Below are 24,090 nucleotides of genomic sequence, written 5' to 3' on the forward strand. Positions count from 1 at the left end.
ACAAGAACGTTTTTGCTCAGGTGTTACTGAATTCAGCTATGAAAATGATTTTGCGTAATTTCAAAACCTTTGTAGAGACTAGCAGTTGCAACGTCTCTATACCAAGATTTACACATCTAAATCAGCAACGCTCTTTTTCTTCATTAGAGTCGAGCAATTATCTTGGCATTCTCTGGTAGCTTGGCGTCTCTTTGTCCAGCAGTACGCGCCCTAGCTGTGAACAAACCAATGGGAGTACTTAATAAATCTACAAGGGTGGCTTGCTGCACCAACGCCTTTTTAATATCTCTTGGTACTTCTTTCAATAACCAACGTGCCAAACGATAGCCGTATTCTTTGGGTGTCATCTCTCGCATTAAATCTACACCGTGCAGTTCGTGCAGATAGCGATTTGAGCGTCCATAACGCCGCCATTGACTCTGTAGTTCTTGAAGTGTAGCGCGGTGGCGGTGCTGAACGATCGCATTTGGGGCAAATTCTAAACGCCCGATGTTTTCCCCCAAAATCCGCCAACAAATATCAGCATCACCACCAGTAGTCAGATAGGGACGAAATAAACCCACTTTTTCAAAGGCAATGTGCCGAATCGCCAAATTAGCTGTTTGACCATAGGGACGAAAGGAATGGTTCAGGGTATGCTTTTGCGATAAAGTTTCTTGACGGTCTGCGTGTTGTTCTAGCAGAGTTGTGCCTGGTAGTGCCAAAATTTCACCAGCAACAATTACCACTTCTGGGTTGACAAAAGGCTGAATTAGTGTATCTAACCATTGCGGTTGTGGGCGACAATCTGCATCGGTAAAAACGATAATTTCACTCGTAGCGGCGCGAATCCCAGTATTACGAGCAGCGTAAGAGCTTTGAATTTGATTCTCGCTCAAAGTGCGAATTGTAATTGGGCAATTTTCAGCAGATGTTTTCAGGATGGTGAGAGTGCGATCGCTACTGTTGTTGTCTACCAAAAAGTATTCTACCCGGTCTTTTGGGTAAGTTTGAGACAACAGACAATTGATTAACTCTGGTAAATCTGCCTCACCGTTATAAATAGGAACAACCACAGACACCATTGGTAAAAAGCTGGTGGCGGTGGTTGCATCAACTGGCTGATGATTCATAAATCTAAGATTTTGGGGATGGGATTACTAGCTAGTATTCCCAATCCCAAATCTTGGAATGATAGTATCAAGCAGTTTCCATAACTCCAAAAATCTGGATTTGGGAATATATGAACACCTGGTAACAAATCACTCACCTAAAATTTCAGGTTATCGGCGCGGCTCATGGGTCGAGTCGGTTGATTTGCTGGTGGCTGGGCAAAGTTATTATTTGATAGAATTGCGATCGCTCGAGCATATTGGGGATCGCTCTTAGTTCCGATTAAATCTGGATTAGAAGCCAATTGACGCTCTTGTGCCTCTGTCAAGTCTAGCTTGATATCTGGTGTAATTCCTTTGTGGTTAATATCCGTTCCCGCTGGGGTGTAGTAATGGGCAATGGTGACAGCCAAGCCGGAACCATCTGCGAGTTCATGAACTGACTGAACTAAGGCTTTGCCAAAGGTTTGACCCCCCACGACTACCGCCCGTTTATTATCCTTGAGTGCCCCTGTAAGGATTTCACTAGCACTAGCTGAATTGCCATCCACTAAGACAGCCAAAGGACGATTTGTTAGAGCAGTGCGATTGGCTTTAGTTTCTTCGCTGCTGCCTACACGGTCTATTGTCTTGACAATTCCGCCGTTGTCATACCACATCCGAGCAATTTCAATGCTTGCCTGCAACAAACCGCCAGGATTTCCCCGCAAATCCAAGACATAAGAATCAACTTTCTTAGTGTTCAAATCGCGGATGGCTCGTTGCATTTGGTCTGCGGCGTGGGCGCTAAATTCCCGCAAACGGATATAGCCAACGCGGCGATTCCCTTCTTGTCTGAGGGTATAGCGTACCGTTGGGACTTCAATACTTGCTCTTGTGAGCTTCAAATCAAAGGCATTTTGGCCTGTGCGTCCCAATCGTAGCTTAATGGGAGTACCCGCTTTGCCACGGATAAGCTTTGAAGCATCATCCACTTTCATTTTGAGAGTGGATTTGCCGTCAATTGCCAAAATTTGATCGCCTGCTTTGATTCCAGCTTTCAGCGCCGGAGAGTTTTCTATGGCTTCGACAACCGTGAGCTGTTGAGTTTTTTCGTTCACTTCCATCCGAATGCCGATACCAGAGACTTCCCCAGATGTTTGGTTCGTCAGGGCTTCAAATTGTTGGGGGTCCATGAACCGAGTGTAAGGGTCTCCCAATTTTTGTAAAGCTTCGCGGATGGCAGTGTATGCTTCTTCCTTAGAAGAGTAGTCTTTGCTCAACAGGCTTTGCCTGGTTGCTTGCCAATCTTGTTGATTAAATTTACCATCAACATATTCATGATTTACCAGTTGCCAAACTTGGTCAACTATCACTTTTGGGCTGTCTTGTAGGGCTAGAGCAGCACGGACACCACGAGTCCAAGCGGGGCCGAATACGGATATGGTAGCAGTTGTGGCGATCGCTCCACCAATCAAGGCTACTTGGAGCGGTGAGTAACTTTTCGCAGATTGGTTCATGTATACTTAGCTGGAATAATTGTGTTTTTGACAGTTTAGCAATCAGGCTTTCCAGAAATTTTTAAGTTTTTATACCTCAGAATCAACTATGCTTCTTCATCATTTTTATCCTTATAATGATGCCAAAAATTTCGCATTAGTTATTAACAATCATTTCTCAGTTTGTTAGTCTACTCCGGAAGGCTATACTGAGCGTGTGACACTTTAATTAGCGTCATCTTTGCATTTTAGATTACTTTTATAAGATAGCACTTTGCTCACTGAATTGCAGTACTGTTATACAGCAATAAAATCAGTTTTTCTTACTTAAGTCATGAAACGCAAATTTACCAACAAATCATTAATTTCTATTAAAAAAAAATCTGCTAATCTGTGGCAATTGTTACAAAAACTCAGTGGTGGATTGTACGTTGTCCTGGGTGTCTGGCTGATTTTCACTACTATAACCTTACTTTTTGCTTCTTCGCAGCCAATAGATGCAATATTAGTGCTAGGTGGCAGTATTCGTCGAGAAACTTATGTTGCCCAACTAGCAAAACAATACCCACAAACCCCAATTTTAATTTCTCATGGTTCCCCAGATCCCTGTATACGGTTAATTTTTGAGGCGGAATTAGCAGAGTTACAAAACGTTTGGTTAGAGAACTGCGCGAATTCTACCTTTGAAAATTTTTATTATGGTATTCCAATTCTGCGCCGTTGGGGAGTGCATAAAGTCATGTTGATTACCTCGCCCAGTCATTTACCCAGAGCTAAATGGATGGCACAGATTCTTTTTGGCGCTCATGGTATTTGGGTTGAGCCAGAAATTGTTCAAGAATTGGGTGTTCCTGGTAATCGGGAATCTTGGACTAAAACTGGATTAGATGTAACGCGCAGCTTATTTTGGGCGATTTTAAGTCAAATTATTCAACCGCAATGCTCAAATGTGACAAAACTTACTGATGTAGATATGCAAGCTTGGGAGCATCGAGGTTTTCATTGCGAACACCAAGGAGGCTTGAGGAGATAAGGGAGATGGGGATCTACCAGAGGACTATAATGCTACTCCGTTTTTTGATAGCATGATAACCGTGTCATCATGCTAATTATGATAGTATCATTTAAGGATCAAGGAACCGAAGATATTTTTGATGGCAATGACTCAAAGGAAGCTCGAAAGCAATGTCCTATATACTGTTGGGAAGTTGCACGTAGAAAATTAGATCAACTTAATGCAGCCTTATCTCTAGATGACATTAAAGTTCCACCGGGTAACAGGTTAGAAGTACTAAAAGGTGAGCGTAAAGGTCAGCATAGTATTCGGATTAATGACCAATATCGAATTTGCTTTATATGGACACTCCAGGGTGCATCAGAAGTTGAAATAGTCGATTACCATTAGGAGATAACAACAGATGAGAGTTCCAAAGTATAGACCCCCATCACATCCAGGTGAAATATTACTTAAAGATTTTCTAGAGCCAATGGGAATAACTCAAAGAGAACTTGCAGATGCACTTCACGTTCCTTATCAGCGAATAAATGAGCTTGTAAATCAAAAGCGAGGTATTACACCTAGTACTGCAATCAGGTTATCAAAATTTTTTGGAAATAGCTCAGAGTTTTGGTTAAATCTCCAACAAAACTGGGAACTTTACTATGTTCTCAAGGAAGAAGAAGAGGAACTAAAAAGTATTTTGCAATTCCGAATCACGAAGTAGCGATCGCTTGAAAAATTCAGCAGTATATTTGCATAAAATAATCGTAATTGAGCAAAGGTGAAGAAAATCTTACTCTCCACCTCCAGGCTTGTTGTTAAACATCCTTTTTGCTAATTGCATCCAAGGGAGAATCAATGCAAAAGTTCCCAATCTTGCAGCATCAAAATCGCATCTCTATACAAAGACAAATCCACCTGATTAACTTCAATTCCCTCTCCGATTCCTTGTAGAAGGGTAATTGTCAATTTTCCTCCTAAATGTTCGCGGAATTCCGTAAGCCCCCTAAATAGACAATGCGGATGGTCTAGTCGATCTAACTGCTCTGTCAACGCCGATACGTACAAAGTAAAGCCTAATTTTTTGAGTGTAGTTAGAACCCTTTGCCACTCTGATTGCAAGAGTTGCCCTGTTAAATATGAATAGGTTGTATCTAAAGCGATGCCGATCGCTACAGCTTCACCATGACGTAAGCTGTAATTAGTTAAATGCTCCAGTTTGTGAGCAGCCCAGTGTCCAAAGTCTAAAGGACGCGATGAACCCATTTCAAAGGGATCGCCATTACCAGCAATATGCTCTAAGTGCAACTGAGAACAGCGATAAATTAGTCTTTCCATTATGTCCATGTCTCGATTAGCCAATTTCTCGGCATTAGTCATAATGAAATCGAAGAAATCTGCATCTTTAATCAGTGCTACTTTCACTGCTTCTGCAATGCCCGATCGCCAATCTCGATCGTCGAGGCTAGTAAGAAAATCAAAGTCATTCAAGACAGCATAAGGTGGCATGAATGTACCCAAAAAGTTTTTCTTACCGAAGGCATTGATTCCGTTTTTTACTCCTACACCCGAATCATTTTGCCCTAATACTGTTGTTGGTACTCGTAGCAGCCGAATTCCTCGATGAGCTGTGGTTGCTGCGTATCCTGCCATGTCTAGGACGGCTCCACCTCCAATTGCTAAGACGTAGGAGTGACGGCACAATCCAGCTGCATTGATCTGCTGATGAATTTGCTCTATAAATCTAGAATCGTTTTTGACTGCTTCTCCACCTGGAACTACTATCGGCTCACCGCTCAGTGTTAATATATCTTCATAACATTGGGCATAGGCTGATAATTTTTTTAATAGCCCATCTTGATACTGTAAAAATCCTGCATCTACCACAGCTAGCACTTGTTTCGGCGTTGTCTCTGCATCTGCGGCGATCGCTTGTGCAAGTAAAGGATTATCTAACTCAAACAGACCTTTAGTGAAGTGAACATTATAATTGAAGGTAACGCGGACACATTGGTTAATTGGTTGTAAATTAAGAGCGCTTTTTTGTTGAATAGCCATTTGAATATTATTACTTTTTAAGTAGCTGTAAATAAATACACTATTGCAATTCAAGTTAACAGCAATATAGACAAAATAAATCCATCACGTAATTCAAGATTTAAATAAACTACTAGATAAATTTATTTACTAAATTAATTATACTTTTCAAGTGTCTTCACCTAGCATATAAAGTTCCAAATAATATGAATTTACAATTTATATCAATGCCTATACTTTATATCTGAGGTTAGTAATGGGGTTCATTATTACATAAAATTCTAATTTTTTTCCGTAAGATAATTTGAGGATTTATCTAATCAAAATGGTATCTTTACAGTATCTTCTTTAAAGTCAGGATATTTTTATAGATTCAGTGAAGTTACAATCCCAATCAGATATTATCTAACTGCTTCAAACCCAAAAAATCAAGTTTAGTGCTATATTTTATACTTGGTTGTCACAAAAAAGTTGGGCAACTTATCCTGAATTTATCATGAGTAAAGTAAACAAATTACTGCATCACTGGCTGTTAAAGTCTGTTTCAGAGAAAGCTTTTACTTGGTTGGAACAGAAGCAGGCACAGATTGCTAGCGGCGCTGCTGAGAGAGTGTTTTTTACGGCTTTTAGTGCTGTGCCGCGTTATCTAGGTAAACAGGATTTGCAGCTAACATTCCAGGACTTGGAAGCAGCAGAGGATCTGATTCCCGGCTGGTATCCTGGTAATTGGAGTGTAGATCAAGCAGGTCGCACACTTTTGCTTTTAGCTTTGCCCCACGATGATGCTGAGGGCTATGTGCGATCGCTCGATCGAGTCTTCTCCACTGCCGATATGGGGGAGTTAGTTGCCCTTTATCAAAGTTTGCCGCTCTTACCACATCCAGAGTTACATCGCCATCGTACTGCTGAGGGAATTCGCAGCAATATGAGTAATGTATTTCAAGCCATAGCATTACGTAACCCTTATCCAGCGAATTACTTAGATAATGCTGCTTGGAATCAGATGGTGCTGAAGGCTGTGTTTGTCGGCAGTCCCTTGCATCTAATTTGGGGTCTAGATCGGCGTGCTAACCCAGAATTGGCGAGGATGTTGGCAGACTATGCCCATGAACGTTGGGCAGCTAAACGCTCAGTTACGCCAGAACTTTGGCGACCTATAGGGCGGTTTGCGGATAGCGCCATCATTACAGATTTGGAAAAAGTACTGGCTAATGGGGATATACACGAGCAAGAAGCAGCAGCCTTAGCTTGTGCTGAGTCTCCTTTACCCCAAGCGCAAGCATTACTCTCTCATTATCCAGATTTACAGTCATCCATTCAACAAGGTAATCTGACTTGGAGCAGTTTTAGCCGCAATGCCTGCGGCAAGCTGCACTAACGCCTCTTTGTTTACAAATAAAGTGGAGATGAGGGAGAAATCAATTCAAAATTAAAGTACTTCTGCCTCCTGCCTCACTTCGACTACGCTCAGTGACCACCTGCCTTCTGCCTCCTCTTTCCCAATGCCCAATTATTAAAACCATGATGTTTATCGATCCTCACATTCACATGTGTTCCCGTACTACTTACGATTACTTAGTAATGCGGGAATATGGAATTGTCGCCGTTATTGAACCAGCCTTTTGGTTAGGACAACCCCGAACTAACGCTGGCTCATTTAAAGACTATTTCAGTAGTCTTGTAGGTTGGGAACGGTTTCGTGCTAGTCAGTTTGGCATCCAACACTACTGCACAATCGGCCTAAATCCGAAAGAAGCTAACAATGAAGCGCTAGCAGCTGAAGTTATGGAACTGCTACCACTTTATGCCTGTAAAGAAGGAGTTGTTGCCATTGGTGAAATTGGCTATGACGATATGACAGAAGCAGAGGATAAGTACTTTTGTCAACAGTTAGAATTAGCCAAAGAACTCGATACGTTGGTACTAATTCATACTCCTCACCGTAATAAGAAGGCGGGTGCTAGTCGGAGTATGGATCGCTGTATTGAATATGGCTTAGATCCTTCACAAGTAGTTATCGATCACAATAACGAAGAAACTGTTGAAGAAGTATTAGGACGAGGTTTTTGGGCAGCTTTCACGATTTACCCACAGACGAAGATGGGTAACGCCCGGATGGTAGAAGTTGTCCGTAAGTATGGATGCGATCGCATCATTGTAGATAGTAGTGCTGATTGGGGTATTAGCGATCCTTTGGCAGTCCCAAAAACGGCTCAGTTGATGTTAGAGAGGGGCATTCCTGAAGAACATGTGCAAGCAGTTTGTTATGAAAATGCCCTAGCTGCTTACAGTCAAACTGGGCAGATGAAAGCTTCAGATTGGCTCAATCCTCAATCTATCGATCAACGTCAAATGTTCAGTGGTAATTCTGTGCTACGGGGACAGGAACCAGGAATCAAATCAGTTTCAGATTTTGTGTTGATTGAATAGAAAATTGACTGTGAGGAGTTGTATAAATATCTGGTTAATTTGTAATATGCGGTTTATTTTGAGAAATACTAGGCACGGAGGCAGATAAGTGAATGTTGCAAGCTTAAATTTTCAAAGCTGGCGGGGTTATCTAGAATTGATGCGTCCTGCTAATATTGTTACTGCTTGGGCGGATATTCTTCTAGGTTTTGCTGCTTCTGGCTCTGGAATTATTTTTGCTAAATTAATTAATGGTGAAGCAACTTTTACCATACTAATTCCATTAGCTTGGTTGTTATTAGCTACAACTGGTTTATATGGCGGCGGTATAGTTTTTAATGATGTTTTTGATGCCGAATTAGATGCGAAAGAGCGCCCAAATAGAGCAATTCCCAGTGGTCGCGTATCTCGTCAAAATGCTACTTTCTTGGGAAGTATACTGTTTACAATCGGGATTATAGCTGCTTTTCAAGTATCGTTATTGAGTGGTGCGATCGCTATTTTTATCACTCTTTCATGCCTTCTCTATAATTCACTTGCCAAACATCATCCTTTTTTTGGCCCTTTAAATATGGGTTTGTGTCGTGGCAGTAACTTATTATTAGGTGTAAGTGCTGTACCCGAAATAATCGGAGAACGTTGGTATTTAGCACTGATTCCTGTTCTTTATATTGCTGCTATCACCGCAATTAGTCAGGGTGAAGTTCACGGTGGTAAGAAGATTACGGGAGTACTCGCGCTACTTCTAATTGCAATAGTTTTGACCGCAGTTTTAGCTTTAGGATTATTAGAAGAGTATACAGCGATCGCAGCCCTACCATTTGCTATTTTCTTAGCTATCATAATCTTGCCTAACTTTATCAAAGCGGCGCGGGAACCGATAGCCGAAAATATCCGCAATGCTGTGAGAATAGGCGTTTTATCTCTAATAGTCTTAGATGCAACCGTTGCATCTGGTTTTGCTGGTTTGTATTACGGTTTATTCGTTCTAATCTTGCTACCAATTTCGATGAAGTTAGCAAAAGTATTTGCTGTTACTTAAATTTGAATGTATACACCCAGTAATACCATTAATCGGCTGTAGGGGCGCACATCTATGCGCCCCTATCCATGAATATGTAGCAAGTATCTTGTGAAATAGTTTAAGCCAAAGAAAACAGATTACATATACAAAGGATAGAGCTAGAAAATGAAAATTACAAACAACAATAATTTTCACTTAACTTATTGCAGCAATATTCATCCTGGTGAAAGTTGGCTAGAGGTTTTCGCCAATTTAGAAAAGTATATTCCCGAACTCAAATCACGTTTATCGCCGACAGAACCTTTTGGGATTGGCTTAAGGTTAGCAGATGTTGCTGCAAAAGAACTTTTGGAAGGTAATAACTTAGCTCAATTTCAAGCTTGGCTGACTCAACAAAATTTATATGTTTTCACCTTAAACGGATTCCCTTATGGCGGATTTCATCGACAGGTGGTAAAAGACCAAGTTTATGCACCAGATTGGTCTACACAAGAACGGGTTAATTATACATTAAACTTGGCACATATTTTAGCTAGTCTATTACCTCAAGGACTTGATGGCGGAATTTCTACACTACCATTATCCTATAAACCTTGGTGGGTAAAAGACCAAACAACTTTCGAGACTGTTCTGAAAAAGAGTTGTTTGAACATCGCATCTGTTGTTGTAGAAATGATTCGCATCGGTGAAGAAACAGGCAAGATACTTCATATTGATTTAGAACCTGAGCCTGATGGTTTAATTGAAAACACCTCAGAAGTAATTGATTTTTATCAAAATTGGTTATTGCCAATTGGTGGTAGTTATTTATCAGAGAAATTAAATATTGAGCAGGATTTAGCAGAGACTAAATTGCTAGAACACGTTCGGGTTTGCTATGATACCTGCCATTTTTCAGTTGAATATGAGCAGCCAAATTCTGTATTTACACGTTTGCAATCGGCAGGAATTAAGATTGGCAAAATTCAAATCAGCGCTGCAATTAAAGTAAAAATACCTGCTGAGGTTGAAAAGCGGAGTTTGATAGTTGAACGCTTACGTCCTTTTGCTGAATCTACCTATCTTCACCAGGTAATAGAACGTCGCAGCGATAGTACACTCCATCACTATCCTGATTTAATAACTGCATTACCACATTTAGAACAATCTCTAGCTGAAGAATGGCGTACTCACTTTCACGTCCCAATTTTTATTCATGATTATCAAATTTTGCAATCTACCCAAGATGATATTGCTACTGTTTTGTATCTACTTCAGACAAACAATGCTTGCTCACATTTAGAAATTGAGACTTACACTTGGGATGTATTGCCATCAGAAATGAAGATAGATTTGCTGACTTCTATTCAACGTGAATATGAGTGGGTATTAAAAGAATTAGCCGCAAATTAAAAAGGAACTAAGCTTATGAAAAAAACAGTTATTCTAAATGTTGTGGGATTAACGCCCAGTTTACTAGGAGAAAATACGCCGTTTTTATCTTCTTGGGCTGCGAAGGGGCAGGTAGCTTCTATAGGAAAAGTATTACCTGCTGTGACTTGTTCGGTTCAAGCTACTTATTTAACAGGAAAATTGCCTAATGAACATGGTATTGTCGCTAATGGTTGGTACTTCCGTGATGAATGTGAAGTCAAGTTTTGGCGGCAATCTAATAAACTAGTGCAAGCTCCCAAAGTTTGGGAAATAGCTAAATCAATCGATCCAAATTTCACTTGTGCTAACCTTTTTTGGTGGTACAACATGTACTCGACAGCAGATTATGCGATTACGCCGCGCCCGATGTATCCCGCAGATGGGAGAAAATTACCTGATATTTATACCTATCCTAGTGATGTGCGATCGCAAATTCAATCTGATTTAGGAAATTTCCCTCTGTTCGATTTCTGGGGACCAAAAACTTCCATTAGTTCTAGCCAATGGATTGCCAATTCCGCAAAATGGATTGAGGAACGCTACAGCCCGACATTATCACTAGTTTATTTACCACATTTAGATTACTGTCTGCAAAAATTTGGTAACAATCAAACACAGATTCAAGCAGATTTGCGAGAAATTGATGCTGTTTGTGGCGATTTAATTGAATATTTCCAAGCACGTAATACTCAGGTAGTTATTCTTTCTGAATATGGCATTACGCCAGTTTCTAAAGCAGTGGATTTAAACCGCGTACTACGAGAAAATGGTTTAATTGCTGTGCGCGAGGAATTAGGGCGAGAACTGCTCGATTTCGGTGCTAGCATTGCCTTTGCTGTTGCCGATCACCAAATTGCTCATGTATATGTGAACGATCCGGCGTATATCCCGAAAGTGCGATCGCTTTTAGAAGCGACTGAAGGCGTAGCGCAGGTGTTGGATGAAGAGGGTAAACAAGCCTACCATCTCGATCATTCTAGATCGGGAGAGTTGGTGGCGATCGCTCAATCCGACGCTTGGTTTACCTATTATTATTGGCTCGATGATGCGAAAGCGCCTGATTTTGCTAGAACTGTAGATATCCACCGCAAACCTGGTTACGATCCTGTAGAACTTTTCCTCGATCCGCAAATAAAATTTCCTCAAGGAAAAATTGCTCTCAAGTTACTAAAGAAACAACTAGGTTTTCGCTACTTAATGGATGTGATTCCTCTGGATGCTTCCCTGGTGCGTGGTTCTCACGGTAATATCACCACTTCTTCAGATGAAGGGCCTCTATTTATCACCCATCAAACTCACCTAGTTAATGAACATCAAATTGAAGCGACAGATGTTTGCTCGTTGATTCTCAAACATTTAAATACCTGAAAGGCAGTATAGAGGCGATATATCGTCTCTACATCTTACCAAAATACAAAAAATTCCTTGTAATTCATAGTCATATCGAGTATTTTTTATATATAAACTCGTTATGACTATGAATTAGCTTGTTCTATCAGTGGGCATCCGTCAATCTACTGACTAAAATGTACTGTGGGCAATCTAAGTAACTTACATGGAGAGCTGCTTGAACCATGACTGAACCCCAAAACTTGACAACTGCTGATGGTATTCCAGTTAGCGATAATCAGAACTCACTCACGGCTGGAGCGCGCGGCCCTGTATTAATTCAGGATTTCCACCTCATAGAAAAGCTGGCTCATTTCAACAGAGAACGTATTCCGGAAAGAGTTGTTCACGCTAAAGGTGCTGCTGCTCACGGCACTTTGACTATTACCAATGACATTACCCGCTACAGTAAAGCTAAACTTTTTTCGGAGATTGGCAAGAAAACCGAAGTTCTGCTGCGCTTTTCTACAGTCGGAGGAGAAAAAGGTTCAGCAGATGCCGAGCGCGACCCTAGAGGTTTTTCCCTCAAGTTTTATACTGAGGAGGGCAACTGGGATCTTGTAGGTAACAATACCCCTATTTTCTTCATCCGCGACCCTTTGAAGTTTCCTGATTTTATCCATACCCAAAAGCGCAATCCTCAAACCAATTGCAAAGACCATAATGCAAGATGGGATTTTTGGTCACTCAGTCCAGAATCGCTTCATCAGGTGACGATCCTGTTTTCAGACCGGGGAATTCCGAAAACCCATCGACACATGGATGGTTTTGGTAGCCACACCTTCAGTTTAATTAATGCTCAAGGCGATCGCGTTTGGTGTAAATTTCACTTTAAGACTCTGCAAGGGCATCAAACCTTGACTGAGGAAGAATCCGCTAAAATTAAGGGCGAAGATCCCGATCATGCGACTCACGATTTGTTTGAAGCGATCGCTAAAAAAGATTATCCCAAATGGCGGATGTGTATTCAGGTGATGACTGAGGAGCAAGCGGCAAAACATCCAGATAATCCCTTTGATTTGACCAAAGTTTGGAAACACTCAGAATATCCTTTAATCGAAGTCGGGATATTAGAGCTAAATCGCAACCCAGAGAATTATTTTGCTGAAGTAGAGCAAGCCGCTTTTAGCCCTAGTGCAGTGGTTCCGGGCGTTAGTTTCTCCCCAGACAAAATGCTGCAAGCTCGAATTTTTTCTTACCCAGATGCTCAACGGTATCGTTTGGGTGGAAACTATCAGCAACTACCAGTTAACCAGCCCAAATGTCCAGTGATGCATTATCAACGAGATGGCTTTATGGCATCGGGGAACAACGGCGGTAGCGTTCCTAACTATGAACCGAATAGTGCTGAGGGTACACCCAAAGAAAATCCAGCTTATGCAGAACCACCTAGTCATTTGGGTGATGTCACAGTTGATCGTTACAGTCATCGTGAAGGAAACGACGATTATACCCAAGCAGGTAATCTGTATCGGTTACTAACTCCTGAGCAGCAGGAGCGGCTTGCTAAAAATATTGTCGGTAGTCTCTCTCAAGCAAGGGAGGATATCCAAATGCGTCAACTTTGCCACTTCTTCCGGGCAGATATTTCTTATGGTCGTCGTGTAGCTGAAGGATTGGGCATTTCAATCGATCCATCAATGTTTTCTCCAACTGCTCAACCTGTAGGTAACTGGTAAGCCTTATCCAATTTTGTGGGGTGGGCAGCGTTCGACTGAGCGCTCACGCCGAAGTCTTGCCTGCCCTAAAGCAAATTCATTTGATTAAGTTACAAACTAAATGGAGGTAATTAAACATGAAATTAACAGCAACAGAAAAAGGCTTATTAATCCCTAAAGAACTCTTAGGAGAAAACCAAGAGTTTGAGATTATTCAAGAAAATGGAAAAATTATTATTACTAGCATCAAACAAACATCTTCTATTTGGGATTTAGGTTCAAATCCTGTGGAATGTGATGTAACAGATGGTGCAGTTAACCACGATCGCTATCTCTATAACCCATGAGAAGTATCTACTTTTTAGATACCAGCTATATTTTAGCTCTGGAAATCAAAAATGAAGATGCTCATCAAAAAGTATTACAAAATTGGGCTACTTTAATAAAGTCCAAACCTGTTTTAATGACAACAACATACATTTTTGATGAAGTGGTTACTTTTTTTAATAGTCGAAATCTTCATTATAAAGCAGTTGAAGTTGGTAATCGGTTATTGGAAAGTCCTGAAATAGAATTAATCGAAATCGATCGAATTCTGTTTAATCAGGGGTGGGAATATTTTCAAAAGCATAAAGACAAATCATATTCTCTCACTGATTGTTTATCATTTATCGTTATGCAACAGCGAGAGATTGTTACAGCTTTAACCTTAGATAATCATTTTTATCAAGCTGGATTTCAAATTTCACCATCATAAATCAAGTATAAAAAACAAAGATATATTTACTATTTTAATCTGAATTTAATAATGTCTGACAAAGTAGAGTCAAAACTACTTGCAGTTAGATCCCTGATTTTTCAAAGAAATCGAGGATCTGGAATTGCTGTAGCTAAATAATGGAAAGGAGTTCAAAGACTCATTAATGGAGCTAAAAGACTCTTTAATGGAGTTCAGAGGCTCATTAATGGAGCTAAAAGACTCTTTAATGGAGTTCAGAGGCTCATTAATGGAGCTAAAAGACTCTTTAATGGAGTTCAAAGACTCATTAATGGAGCTAAAAGACTCTTTAATGGAGTTCAGAGGCTCATTAATGGAGCTAAAAGGCTCATTAATGGGGTTCAGAGGCTCATTAAGTAGATAAACAAGAATATTTACAGTTAGTGCGATCGCACCCTTCGCAGATCATATCGTAGAGAAGTAGTTGTAGGGGTTGCGATCGCATTATTTTGCTTCACTGCATTTGCAATGACATTGTGTAATTAATTATGTTGCCTACTTATTAGACTAAAATTTGAACCCCAGGCGGGTAATGCAGCCGTTGTAGATTACCTAAATTGCTGAAACCAACGGGAGATGAAAGCAACCATTCTCCTGAATCAAGGCTGACGATTCCGCCGCAAGTCTTCCAGATTTTCACGAATGGTTATTGTATCAGGATGATTTGCCCCCAACGATTGTTCAGCGATTTCCAAAGCTTCGATATACAAAGATTCGGCATCGCTGTACCTTCCCTGTGATTTGTAGAGGAATGCCAAATTGTTCAGGCTAGTTGCCACATTTGAGTGTTCATCCCCCAATAGCTTTGCTAATAATTCTAAGGCTCCATCTTCTGACAATCCACCTAACGGCAGTGATGGATATACTAACCCTGTATTTAGACGAGTGGTAATTAACACCTTAAACCGAGAACCTTTGGGTGGTAGATAGGGTTGAATTAGCTTCCAGTCTTTGACATCATCAAATATCAATAAAACTTTGCCAGCTTGCCACTTCTTCCAGCAATAAGCAACTTGACCTACTAGGCTTAATCCATCCGGCGGATTAAAGTTAGGTAAATTCACAACTCCAAACTCTACTAATTGGGTTCCCAAATCAATACCTTGGGGATTTAACCAACAACATCCGCCAGAATAATCTTCCAAATATTGCCACGAGTATTGAATAGCTAACTCTGTTTTACCCACCCCACCTTGTCCAGTCACATCGGTAATAGCCACAACATCATTTGCTTGCAATAGCTGACGCAATTGTTCTATTTGCTCATCCCTGCCAACAAACTTACGAGCTTGACTCTGTGGGATATTATGCGGGATATCAAACGGGTTGAAATGAGATTTTTCAATATCTCCATCCCAACTACGGGAATAAAAATAAGTCGGCAGTTGTTTTTTATCTAAACCGTTAAATCGCTGCTTAACTGCCTCGGTAACTTCCTTCATATTCGGGGGAAAACTCCCATTAGCTGATGCTAAAGCCTCCCGTACAGCTTGAGAAAAGTATCCTGTTTTAGCTTCAGAATTTACCTTAGCTTGCTCTCCTTCCCGCGTAGCCAGTAACACAAATTGTTGACTATCTGGCTTTGGCTGTCCACTCGAAAAAGCTTTGCCACGTAAGTCAGTTGGTCTTCCCTTGGACTCTAAAACATAATTGGCACAGGCATCAATAATACAAATATGATTACGAATCTGAAATCTATCTGAAGCCAAAAAATCTAATAAAGACTTTAAATCTAAATTCTGCCAATTCTGTTTATTTGCATCAGCACAAAGCAACCGACGCTCTCGTTCTGAGGTAATCAAACCATGTCCCGCCCAAAAAATGTAGAGTAAATCCCCCGACTTTGGGGATAAAAAGTTAGTCACAATGTCGGAGATATTTTGCTCTGTTGCTAACTCTACAGTTAACCCACATTCCCCAATTAACTGATGATTTTCTTCCAGCGCTGATAAACATAACCGGATATTCTCTCTGGGTACACCGCGCTGATGCAGCCAACGAGCAAATTTCAGCGCGTCATCGGCTGGCCCCCCTCCAGTTACATTCCAAGCAGATTCGTGGTACTTTTCAATACCCACAATTAACCCAAATGTCCGCTCAGGTTTAGCCATCAACTGCATGATGACCTAGCCTCTCACGTTATTAAGACTTACGCACAAGATATCGCCCAACCCCATTAAAAATGTGGCTTTTAGCGTTCCTCCGACGGTGTAAACATAAGTCTGAAGTAGTTTAAGAAGCTGGTTTTTACCCCACCCTAACCCTCCCCTTGTAAAGGGGAGGGAACTGAATTTCCGGCTTCCCCCCTTTCCAAGGGGGGATTGAGGGGGGTAATTCGACTGGGCTTTTAGCGTTTCTCCTACGGTGTACACACAAGTCTGAAGTAGTTTAAGAAGCTGGTTTTTACCCCACCCTAACCCTCCCCTTGTAAAGGGGAGGGAACTAGATTTCCGGCTTCCCCCCTTTCCAAGGGGGGATTGAGGGGGGTAATTCGACTTGTCTGTACACCGTAGCCTTGTAGGGGAGAGGTTTGGAGAGGGGTTTTCTAAATACCGTAAAAAGTAAACCATTATGGCAACCTCGAAATAATCGCCTCCCAGGTTTTGGCATTTGTCCAATAAGCACCGTGGGAACGGGGAAATGGTTGTCTGCTATCCACTGGTACATCCTGCACGCGATTAGGGAAAATTTTATTACCCACGTAACTGAGAAAATCCCGTAAATCGTAGATATTCAACCATTGCGGGAAATGCTCTGGCAATAACTGCCCATATTCTAAGCTGTAGAGGGCGTTAATCTCATATAAAAATGGTGCTTGGGAACCAACTGTTACCAATAATTCCACCTGAGACAACTGCTGCTGCACTAGCAAATCTACACAAGCGATACCTCCCAAGCTATGGGCGATTAAAACCACCGGCGGTTCTGCTTGGGCAATTTGTTCCTGGATAAACCCCCTGATTTTTTCACCCCGCGTCTGATACAACAAAATATCACCAGGCATAGGGGAAATTTTATCAGTTAACTCAAGGCGGTTTCCTTTGACATAATTTGTTCCCATTGGTAACGCTAGTCCTACAAGTGGCTTTAATAACCAGCCACCCAATCCTAACTCCGCTTCTCCCAAAGCCAGAGTCAGCAATTCCACAACTTTATCGCGCAATTGGGCATCGGTGAGTATGGGGGGAAATTTTTCTTGCAGTTCGCTAATAAACATTGCTTGAGCCACAACTGCTCTAGCTATTGGTGCATAATATTCACTCAAATCAGATTCGGAAACTGTGAGCAACGCCCGTTCATACGGTTCACTGTGGATAACCGCCTCTCGTGCTGGCTCAAATACCTCTGCAATTCCCGCCTCTTGCAACTTAGCTTGCAGTTGAGATGCCGGAGTGAGACTCGCTACACGAGATTGTAAAACATCCCCTGGTTCTTCCCCAAAGGGATTTCCTGACTCAATCGGTTTCAAAGACAACAGCCGTAATTCATACAAAGGGTCGCGGTATAATTGCCCCCACAACACAATATCTGCGTCTTCTTCTCCTTGAGATAAAGCCAGTGTCGCATCTTCCAAGGGTACTGATGCCCGATTATCATTGAACGTTGCACCTAATACACCCCAAAGGCAGGGAGCAACTTTGATATCAGGACGTTGAGCGTGAATCTTTTGCTCAATTACCTGAAAGGTTTCATTGTATTCTCGTTCTCTAATGCCTGTGCCATGTACAAATATTACGGTAGTCACAATAATTCGTAATTCGTAATTTTTACCCCATACCTGAAGTTAGGAGCTTGAAATAATGATACTACCCGTTGTTATATTTCCATTGATGAATTAAGGGGCTTGTACCTATTTAATTACGAATTACGAATTACGAATTACGAATTACGAATTACGAATTATCACTTGGTTTATTAAATACTTCTAAAATCTGTCGGCAAATTTGTTTGAGCTTATCCTCGATTTCATCAGAAGGCGAAGATGCACCGACAACACTCCAGTTTTCTACCGTGGAAAGTCGCCACGCTTCACCGCGATGATCGAATCCAGCTACCTCCACACCGATCGCACGCCGGGAATTATTGATGGGATCTTGATAAAATCGGATTTGAATTAAAATACTGCGACTTCGCCAAGATTTGCTGATACCAGGAAAGTGAAAGCCAATATCTATAGAATCTGGATCGACTAACTCCCTGGTTTCTGGGTCATTTTTCCAGGGTTTGAGATCAGATTTGGCATCAGGAAACTCGAATTTGAACAAATTAACCACCGTAGCAATGTTGCTGGCGAGTTCAAGGTTCGTTGCCTGTTCAGCTGCGTTCACTAAAAAACACTCCTATATCGCGTCGGCATCTTCAAGGATGTGAAGACAGAAAAACCGCCAGAAGGCTTATATTATTGGTGTTTCAGCTTATCAAGACCTTTGAGATTTAGCAACTCTAAATCATACTTCCCTAACAATTTTCGCTACTAACAGAAGCCAAAAATCGCTTCTTGTTGGGACTGCCTAACACCTATTAAGTAATTGTACTTAAAAATTAATCAAAAGCAGATGATAACTCTGCCCTTTAGAGAAAATATCAAGATTTTCTGCAAAATCCTTGGCTGACAAGAACGATTGACTGCGCTAGCGATCTAAAATGACACTGTGAATCGGTAAACCAAAAGCAATCAAGTTCAATATATGGTGCGTCAACGCTCGATTTTTTCATTTTTCCTAGTACTATTGGCCACATTTCTGATTAGTTGTGGTGGCCCTGGGGCTGCGGTGGCACCTCCGACTTACACAGCAGTACAACTTGAAAAAATTCAGGCTTATGTTCCTGAAATTCAGGCTGTGCGCGATCGCTCACAAGAGTTGACAACCCTGATTAAAAGAGGTGATTGGATCAATGTGCGTAACTTTATACATGGGCCCATAACAGAAGCAAGGCTGAACCTGACTTATGTCACTTCCAACCTTCTACCCAAAGACCAACCCAAAGCACGTCAAATAACGCGAGATTTGTTTAACGACCTAGTTAAACTTGATAAAGCTACTAGTGCTGGCAATCCTTTAGTTGCCTTGAATCAATCCCAAGCTGCCTTCGCAGAGATTGACAAATTCCTTCAACTGCTTCCTAAAACCAGCAGTGAATCAGAGGCAAGTTAAGCGCAAGGTAAGATGAGCAAAGGGGATGAGGAAACAGGGAGAGTAAAAATTGCTCCCCCTGTTCCTTCATCCCCCAGATTTTTTGATCTTCGCCTCAAAACAGCAATGAGTCATGTAGTTATTATCGGTTGTGGTGTAGTTGGGGCTGCGATCGCTTACGAACTGAGTCTAGTAAAAGGGCTGAAAATTACAGTTTGCGATCGCCAACCCCCAGCACAAGCTTCCACGGGCGCTGCACTTGGCGTTTTGATGGGCGTAATCAGCCAAAAAATCAAGGGTAAAGCTTGGCAGATGCGACAAACTAGCATCCAACGCTATGAAACCTTGATTCCTGAACTAGAAGCTTTAACGGGTCGCAAAATCCCTTTTAATCGTCAGGGAATTCTCATGCTTTTGTCTGATTCTTCCTTAGAGGGGATGTCAGCATGGGAAAAACTAGTAAAAATTCGCCACTCTCAAGGCTGGAATTTAGAAATTTGGGACACGGCTAAACTCCAGAATATCTGTCCTCAAATTAATAACGAAAAAATCACTGGCGCTGTCTATTCTCCCCAAGACCGTCAACTCGATCCAACTGCCTTGACGTTAGCTTTAGTTGAGGCTGCACAGCAAAATGGTGTAACTTTCAAATTTGGCGTGACTGTTTTGGATGCCCCAACCTCAACACCTGAATCTTCCCTCCAATTTTGCAATCAACTTGAGACTACAGAAGGAAAAATAGCCGCAGATTGGTTTGTAATTGCAGCAGGGTTAGGTTCTACACCGCTAACGGCAAAATTAAATCAGATAATTGATATCCGCCCTGTACTTGGGCAAGCCTTGCAAATGCGTGTGGGGCATCCATTAGGAAATCCCGACTTCCAGCCAGCGATAACAGGTAACGATGTCCATATTGTTCCTGTGGGCGGTGGAGATTATTGGATAGGCGCAACAGTGGAATTTCCTCACAATGGCGATGAGATACCGCCAAATCAAGAACTGCTGGAATCTGTTAGAGAACAAGCGATCGCATTTTGTCCAGAATTAGCCACAGCAAGCATTCTTCGCACCTGGTCAGGGTTACGTCCCCGCCCTGAAGGTCGCCCAGCCCCAGTTATTGGTAAGTTGCCAGGGTTTAGTAACGTCCTCTTAGCCACCGGACACTATCGCAACGGCGTTTTACTAGCACCCGCTACAGCTTATGCGATTCGTGAGATGATTATTTCTCAGGGAATGGGGGGATGAGGGAGCAGCACTTCGGCTACGCTCAGTGACCAAGGAGCAGGAGAAGAATAACAAACAACTCAATGCCCAATTCCCACTTGCCCTGAGCGACTTGTACTGAGCGTAGTCGAAGTAAGCCGAAGGGATGCCCAATATAGGAAAATAACGTGTCAATAACAGAACATAAAATCAATGTAGATTCACTGGAATGGTTTTATCGGGAATCTTTACCAATCGGCAGAAGTGACTTAGCGCCTGTGGTGTTGCTACACGGCTTAGTTTCACAAAGTTACAGTTGGCGTCATATTATACCTGCGTTGGCGAATCAGGGGACAAGAGCGATCGCTCCAGATTGGATTGGTTACGGCTTTTCTGCCAAACCAGAAAAACGAGATTTTGCTTACACTCCCGATGCTTTTATCACAGCTTTAGAAGGATTTATTAAAGCCTTAGAACTTGAACATTTTTCTTTAGTTGTCCAAGGTTTTTTAGGTTCTGTAGGATTACAATATGCGTTGCGTCATCCAGAACAAATTGCTAATTTAGCTATTTTAAATACACCAATTTCAACTGCTGCCAAATTACCCTGGAAAATTAAACAAATGGGTTTACCTTTGGCTGGTGAAGTCATGACCCAAGATCCCTTATTAGTCGATCGAACACTAGAGGGTGGGAGCCGTTATCGCATTGGAGATAAGGATTTAGATGTTTATCGAAAACCATTTTTAAAAAGTTCTTCATCTGGTCGAAGTCTCTTAGCAAGTATTCGCAATTTACAGCTTGATTCTGCCATGACAGAAATACAAACTGGCTTCAAAGAATGGCAACAACCAATTCTGATTCAATGGGGTATGATTGACCCTTGGCTACCTGTAGACATTGCCGAAACCTTTACCAATTCCGTACCAAATACCGAATTAATAAAACTTAATAACGTCGGACATTATCCTCAAGAACACTACCACGAGGCGATTTTGGAAGACCTTTTACCCTTTGTGCGTCGTAAAGATGTTCATTGACAATATAGCTTTGGCAAAAATCGATATTATAAAAATGAATGTCAGAATTCAGGAGTCAGAATCAATTAGTAGAGGATGCAAAATCATCAGTATAGTCTACTAAATGGAAGATTGAGTGGCAGAATTAAAATGTTTTTTCTTGTTAAAACTCTTCCTTTAACGAGTGGAATATTCTAAATTCAGAATTCTGGCTCCTGACTACTTTTTATTACCATTACAAATGGATCGCAACCACAAGTAAAGGAGATTATGATTCATGGCTTATTCATGGTTTAAAGCTTTTCATATTGTCGGATTTGTAGTTTGGTTCGCTGGTTTGTTCTACTTAGTACGTCTTTTTATCTATCACGTTGAAGCTAACGAAGAACCTGAACCAGCACGAACGATACTGAAAAATCAGTATCAAATTATGGAAAAGCGCCTTTACTCCATCATCACTAACCCAGGAATGTTTGTGACGATCGCAATGGCCATCGGTTTAGTCAGCACTGAACCGGATATCTTAAAAGAGGGTTGGTTGCATATCAAACTGCTGTTTGTGGCGATTTTAATTGGCTATCATCATTACTGCGCTCGGTTGATGAAGAAATTAGCAGTAGATGAATGTCGCTGGAGTGGTCAGCAATTACGTGCTTTAAATGAAGCGCCTACAGTTATGTTAGTAGCGATCGTTTTGCTGGCTGTGTTTAAAAATAATTTACCTACAGATATCGCTGCTTGGGCTATTTTCGCCATGATTATTTTGATGGCAGTCACTATTCAACTTTATGCCAAAAAACGCAGGCAAGATAAAGAGAAATTGACCGCACAGATAGGGCAACCACAAGAACAAAGTTAGACAACGTAAGGTAGCACATCTGTGCTACCTTACTAAACAGAAATGCTACCAATTAACCATTACCTCATCCTGGAAACCTTTACAGTAAATCATCCCCAGGAATCACGGTTGTGTAAAAAATATATTTGCGATTAGCCACATAACGACGATCTTGTTTAATAATTGCCATAAACTCTCTATGTCCCTCACGGGTACGTCCCACTAAACAACCCGCGCTAGCAAGGCGAATATCATTTTGAGGAAAATCAAAGCCGTAGTGTTGATTCACATGAAAATCATCACCTGTATCAAGTTTGTCGCCAGTCCGTTTAAAATCTTGGTTGAAATCTCTACAAACTGTTATATCTCCAACTTGCACTAACGCTTCATGAGGTTCTGCTGTACCGTGAGTACCAACAGCCCAAGCTTTGTATTGCCCAAACTGAATCCTAGCTGCTCCTTTGGGATTCATCGGATTGTAAGTGTAGTACTTCCCTGGTTCTGTAGTAGCTTCCCAATGATCTACGATTTTGGGAACGCCATTTACTAGTTCAATAACAATGCGGCGATCGTTAAATTCGTTGGGTGCATCATTGTTGAGAGTCCAGTCTCCATTGATACCCTCTACATAAACAATATTGTATTCTTTGGGATTGGTAAATATCTGATAACCTTTGGCTAGCATATATTTCACAATCTTGCTAGCGATGTCATTGCCTAGTTTTAAGGGGGGTTGAGGAAGATCGTCTATTTTGGTTTCAATTAGTTTCTTAGCTGTAACTGCTCCTAAAAAGCCACTCTCTTCAGTCTTTGTTAATTCTTGAAATTTTTTGAGAGATATCACAGAAACAGGGCCAAATTTCCCATCTGCGGGAGGTTCCAGCAAACCTAAGCCGACTAACAGTATCTGAATCTGACGAGCCAAGTCTTCATCCTCAGCGATCGCATCAAATGACCATTTCTCATCTTTTCCCAAGAAATCTTGTAGTTTCATTATGCACCTGCTTTCATTTACTGAGTTCTAAGTATAAACATCATTTTAAAAATTGATGTCGTCTAAAACTATACTCTAACCTCAAATATGATGTCAGCTGGAGTCTGGGATCGCGCGCACATTGAGCTAATTTGCAGAGATTTCGTGAAGAAATTGATCGATACACCGAAATTCGCAACACGCGCCGAACTAACCAACCTGCTAAAAGATATGAACACGCTCACCCCTGGTATTCACAGCGAATCAGACTTTGAGTCATTGCTAAATGCGATCGCACACCGTTTAGATGAGTAAAACTAGACTATTAGTCAATACAGTTTAGTTAGTGCCAAAAACCTTGCAATGTGTAGGTTGGGTTGAGGAACGAAACCCAACATTTTCGGGGTTTTGTTGGGTTGCGCCTTGCTTAACCCAACCTACAATTTTACTTTGAGTCATTGCTAAATGCGATCGCACACCGTTTAGATGAGTAAAACTAGACTATTAGTGACGCTTTGAGATAGAGCAATGTCTCCGACAGGCTATGTCTACGCCCTTTTAACTCGACAATTTGTGTTCTGAAGTGCAAGCTTTAAGTTAAGAAGTAGAATGATGAAGATAAAAGGTGCAACTGTGAGGATAAAA

The 24,090-nt window shown here is 41.3% G+C and carries 24 protein-coding genes; 17 read left to right on the forward strand and 7 right to left on the reverse strand.

What is annotated here, in order from left to right:
• Positions 1–143 precede the first annotated feature (143 nt).
• Both V7K45_RS10015 and ctpB read right to left on the reverse strand, forming a co-directional pair.
• A complete protein-coding gene (locus V7K45_RS10015; RefSeq protein ID WP_335002871.1) occupies positions 144–1,112 on the reverse strand; it encodes a glycosyltransferase in 969 nt (322 codons plus the stop codon).
• Positions 1,113–1,249: 137 nt separating this feature from the next.
• Positions 1,250–2,590 carry a carboxyl-terminal processing protease CtpB gene (gene ctpB / locus V7K45_RS10020; RefSeq protein ID WP_335002873.1) on the reverse strand — a complete coding sequence of 447 codons (1,341 nt, stop codon included), beginning with the start codon at positions 2,588–2,590 and terminating at the stop codon, positions 1,250–1,252.
• 313 nt (positions 2,591–2,903) lie between these two features.
• Here ctpB and V7K45_RS10025 point away from each other — a divergent pair, with 313 nt between their 5' ends.
• From V7K45_RS10025 to V7K45_RS10035, 3 genes are all read left to right on the forward strand, one after another.
• Complete coding sequence (locus V7K45_RS10025) at positions 2,904–3,602, forward strand: YdcF family protein (protein ID WP_335002876.1); 699 nt, start codon at positions 2,904–2,906, stop codon at positions 3,600–3,602.
• Positions 3,603–3,680: 78 nt separating this feature from the next.
• On the forward strand, positions 3,681–3,974 hold the full coding sequence (locus tag V7K45_RS10030) for a type II toxin-antitoxin system RelE/ParE family toxin (protein ID WP_335002878.1): 294 nt from the start codon (positions 3,681–3,683) through the stop codon (positions 3,972–3,974).
• 13 nt (positions 3,975–3,987) lie between these two features.
• The gene (locus V7K45_RS10035; RefSeq protein WP_335002880.1) at positions 3,988–4,293 is read left to right on the forward strand and encodes a HigA family addiction module antitoxin; all 306 of its coding nucleotides are present in this window, start codon (positions 3,988–3,990) and stop codon (positions 4,291–4,293) included.
• Between the two features lie 131 nt (positions 4,294–4,424).
• Here V7K45_RS10035 and V7K45_RS10040 read toward each other — a convergent pair whose 3' ends face one another.
• Positions 4,425–5,627, reverse strand: a complete 1,203-nt coding sequence (locus tag V7K45_RS10040; protein ID WP_335002883.1) for a 3-dehydroquinate synthase — start codon at positions 5,625–5,627, stop codon at positions 4,425–4,427.
• Positions 5,628–6,102: 475 nt separating this feature from the next.
• Between V7K45_RS10040 and V7K45_RS10045 the strand changes: the two genes are divergently transcribed.
• From V7K45_RS10045 to V7K45_RS10085, 9 genes are all read left to right on the forward strand, one after another.
• On the forward strand, positions 6,103–6,984 hold the full coding sequence (locus tag V7K45_RS10045; RefSeq protein ID WP_335002885.1) for an EboA family metabolite traffic protein: 882 nt from the start codon (positions 6,103–6,105) through the stop codon (positions 6,982–6,984).
• 92 nt (positions 6,985–7,076) lie between these two features.
• Positions 7,077–8,036, forward strand: coding sequence for a TatD family hydrolase (locus tag V7K45_RS10050; protein WP_335002887.1), 960 nt, complete (start codon positions 7,077–7,079; stop codon positions 8,034–8,036).
• An 88-nt stretch (positions 8,037–8,124) separates the two neighbouring features.
• Positions 8,125–9,057 carry a UbiA-like protein EboC gene (eboC, locus tag V7K45_RS10055; RefSeq protein WP_335002890.1) on the forward strand — a complete coding sequence of 311 codons (933 nt, stop codon included), beginning with the start codon at positions 8,125–8,127 and terminating at the stop codon, positions 9,055–9,057.
• A gap of 147 nt (positions 9,058–9,204) precedes the next feature.
• Positions 9,205–10,431, forward strand: coding sequence for a metabolite traffic protein EboE (gene eboE, locus V7K45_RS10060; protein WP_335002892.1), 1,227 nt, complete (start codon positions 9,205–9,207; stop codon positions 10,429–10,431).
• 15 nt (positions 10,432–10,446) lie between these two features.
• Positions 10,447–11,820 (forward strand): alkaline phosphatase family protein, encoded by a 1,374-nt coding sequence (locus tag V7K45_RS10065; RefSeq protein ID WP_335002894.1) that lies wholly within the window; start codon positions 10,447–10,449, stop codon positions 11,818–11,820.
• A gap of 206 nt (positions 11,821–12,026) precedes the next feature.
• Positions 12,027–13,520, forward strand: coding sequence for a catalase (locus tag V7K45_RS10070; protein WP_335002896.1), 1,494 nt, complete (start codon positions 12,027–12,029; stop codon positions 13,518–13,520).
• A gap of 116 nt (positions 13,521–13,636) precedes the next feature.
• Positions 13,637–13,846 (forward strand): hypothetical protein, encoded by a 210-nt coding sequence (locus V7K45_RS10075; protein ID WP_335002897.1) that lies wholly within the window; start codon positions 13,637–13,639, stop codon positions 13,844–13,846.
• Entirely contained in the window at positions 13,843–14,256 is a 414-nt protein-coding gene (locus V7K45_RS10080) for a type II toxin-antitoxin system VapC family toxin (RefSeq protein ID WP_335002899.1), read from the forward strand. Before V7K45_RS10075 ends, V7K45_RS10080 begins: the two co-directional genes overlap by 4 nt.
• A 166-nt stretch (positions 14,257–14,422) precedes the next feature.
• Positions 14,423–14,641, forward strand: coding sequence for a hypothetical protein (locus V7K45_RS10085; RefSeq protein WP_335002901.1), 219 nt, complete (start codon positions 14,423–14,425; stop codon positions 14,639–14,641).
• A 235-nt stretch (positions 14,642–14,876) separates the two neighbouring features.
• Here V7K45_RS10085 and V7K45_RS10090 read toward each other — a convergent pair whose 3' ends face one another.
• The 3 genes from V7K45_RS10090 to V7K45_RS10100 all read right to left on the reverse strand — a co-directional run bounded on the left by V7K45_RS10090 (position 14,877) and on the right by V7K45_RS10100 (position 18,605).
• A complete protein-coding gene (locus V7K45_RS10090; RefSeq protein WP_335002903.1) occupies positions 14,877–16,388 on the reverse strand; it encodes a tetratricopeptide repeat protein in 1,512 nt (503 codons plus the stop codon).
• A 458-nt stretch (positions 16,389–16,846) separates the two neighbouring features.
• Positions 16,847–18,022: a hypothetical protein gene (locus V7K45_RS10095; protein ID WP_335002905.1), complete on the reverse strand. Its 1,176-nt coding sequence runs from the start codon at positions 18,020–18,022 to the stop codon at positions 16,847–16,849.
• Positions 18,023–18,170: 148 nt separating this feature from the next.
• Entirely contained in the window at positions 18,171–18,605 is a 435-nt protein-coding gene (locus V7K45_RS10100) for a hypothetical protein (RefSeq protein WP_335002907.1), read from the reverse strand.
• Positions 18,606–18,965: 360 nt separating this feature from the next.
• Between V7K45_RS10100 and psbQ the strand changes: the two genes are divergently transcribed.
• From psbQ to hemJ, 4 genes are all read left to right on the forward strand, one after another.
• On the forward strand, positions 18,966–19,433 hold the full coding sequence (gene psbQ / locus V7K45_RS10105) for a photosystem II protein PsbQ (protein ID WP_335002909.1): 468 nt from the start codon (positions 18,966–18,968) through the stop codon (positions 19,431–19,433).
• A 105-nt stretch (positions 19,434–19,538) separates the two neighbouring features.
• Positions 19,539–20,657: an NAD(P)/FAD-dependent oxidoreductase gene (locus V7K45_RS10110; protein ID WP_335002911.1), complete on the forward strand. Its 1,119-nt coding sequence runs from the start codon at positions 19,539–19,541 to the stop codon at positions 20,655–20,657.
• A gap of 146 nt (positions 20,658–20,803) precedes the next feature.
• The gene (locus V7K45_RS10115) at positions 20,804–21,655 is read left to right on the forward strand and encodes an alpha/beta fold hydrolase (protein ID WP_335002914.1); all 852 of its coding nucleotides are present in this window, start codon (positions 20,804–20,806) and stop codon (positions 21,653–21,655) included.
• Between the two features lie 256 nt (positions 21,656–21,911).
• Positions 21,912–22,493, forward strand: coding sequence for a protoporphyrinogen oxidase HemJ (gene hemJ / locus V7K45_RS10120; RefSeq protein ID WP_335002916.1), 582 nt, complete (start codon positions 21,912–21,914; stop codon positions 22,491–22,493).
• 79 nt (positions 22,494–22,572) lie between these two features.
• On the opposite strand, the gene V7K45_RS10125 is transcribed toward hemJ, so the two are convergent.
• On the reverse strand, positions 22,573–23,466 hold the full coding sequence (locus tag V7K45_RS10125) for a peptidoglycan-binding domain-containing protein (RefSeq protein ID WP_335002918.1): 894 nt from the start codon (positions 23,464–23,466) through the stop codon (positions 22,573–22,575).
• Positions 23,467–23,610: 144 nt separating this feature from the next.
• On the opposite strand from V7K45_RS10125, the gene V7K45_RS10130 reads away from it, so the two are divergent.
• Positions 23,611–23,760, forward strand: a complete 150-nt coding sequence (locus V7K45_RS10130) for a hypothetical protein (protein WP_335002920.1) — start codon at positions 23,611–23,613, stop codon at positions 23,758–23,760.
• Positions 23,761–24,090: the final 330 nt, after the last annotated feature.

Source organism: Nostoc sp., from assembly GCF_036917375.1.
Lineage (GTDB): Bacteria > Cyanobacteriota > Cyanobacteriia > Cyanobacteriales > Nostocaceae > Nostoc.

Excerpts from the sequence above, each read along its gene's own strand:
- V7K45_RS10015 (WP_335002871.1), bottom strand. The coding sequence starts at position 1,112 with ATGAATCATCAGCCAGTTGATGCAACCACCGCCACCAGCTTTTTACCA.
- ctpB (WP_335002873.1), bottom strand. The coding sequence starts at position 2,590 with ATGAACCAATCTGCGAAAAGTTACTCACCGCTCCAAGTAGCCTTGATT.
- V7K45_RS10025 (WP_335002876.1), top strand. The coding sequence starts at position 2,904 with ATGAAACGCAAATTTACCAACAAATCATTAATTTCTATTAAAAAAAAA.
- V7K45_RS10030 (WP_335002878.1), top strand. The coding sequence starts at position 3,681 with ATGATAGTATCATTTAAGGATCAAGGAACCGAAGATATTTTTGATGGC.
- V7K45_RS10035 (WP_335002880.1), top strand. The coding sequence starts at position 3,988 with ATGAGAGTTCCAAAGTATAGACCCCCATCACATCCAGGTGAAATATTA.
- V7K45_RS10040 (WP_335002883.1), bottom strand. The coding sequence starts at position 5,627 with ATGGCTATTCAACAAAAAAGCGCTCTTAATTTACAACCAATTAACCAA.
- V7K45_RS10045 (WP_335002885.1), top strand. The coding sequence starts at position 6,103 with ATGAGTAAAGTAAACAAATTACTGCATCACTGGCTGTTAAAGTCTGTT.
- eboE (WP_335002892.1), top strand. The coding sequence starts at position 9,205 with ATGAAAATTACAAACAACAATAATTTTCACTTAACTTATTGCAGCAAT.
- V7K45_RS10065 (WP_335002894.1), top strand. The coding sequence starts at position 10,447 with ATGAAAAAAACAGTTATTCTAAATGTTGTGGGATTAACGCCCAGTTTA.
- V7K45_RS10070 (WP_335002896.1), top strand. The coding sequence starts at position 12,027 with ATGACTGAACCCCAAAACTTGACAACTGCTGATGGTATTCCAGTTAGC.
- V7K45_RS10075 (WP_335002897.1), top strand. The coding sequence starts at position 13,637 with ATGAAATTAACAGCAACAGAAAAAGGCTTATTAATCCCTAAAGAACTC.
- V7K45_RS10080 (WP_335002899.1), top strand. The coding sequence starts at position 13,843 with ATGAGAAGTATCTACTTTTTAGATACCAGCTATATTTTAGCTCTGGAA.
- V7K45_RS10085 (WP_335002901.1), top strand. The coding sequence starts at position 14,423 with ATGGAGCTAAAAGACTCTTTAATGGAGTTCAGAGGCTCATTAATGGAG.
- V7K45_RS10090 (WP_335002903.1), bottom strand. The coding sequence starts at position 16,388 with ATGGCTAAACCTGAGCGGACATTTGGGTTAATTGTGGGTATTGAAAAG.
- psbQ (WP_335002909.1), top strand. The coding sequence starts at position 18,966 with ATGGTGCGTCAACGCTCGATTTTTTCATTTTTCCTAGTACTATTGGCC.
- V7K45_RS10110 (WP_335002911.1), top strand. The coding sequence starts at position 19,539 with ATGAGTCATGTAGTTATTATCGGTTGTGGTGTAGTTGGGGCTGCGATC.
- hemJ (WP_335002916.1), top strand. The coding sequence starts at position 21,912 with ATGGCTTATTCATGGTTTAAAGCTTTTCATATTGTCGGATTTGTAGTT.
- V7K45_RS10125 (WP_335002918.1), bottom strand. The coding sequence starts at position 23,466 with ATGAAACTACAAGATTTCTTGGGAAAAGATGAGAAATGGTCATTTGAT.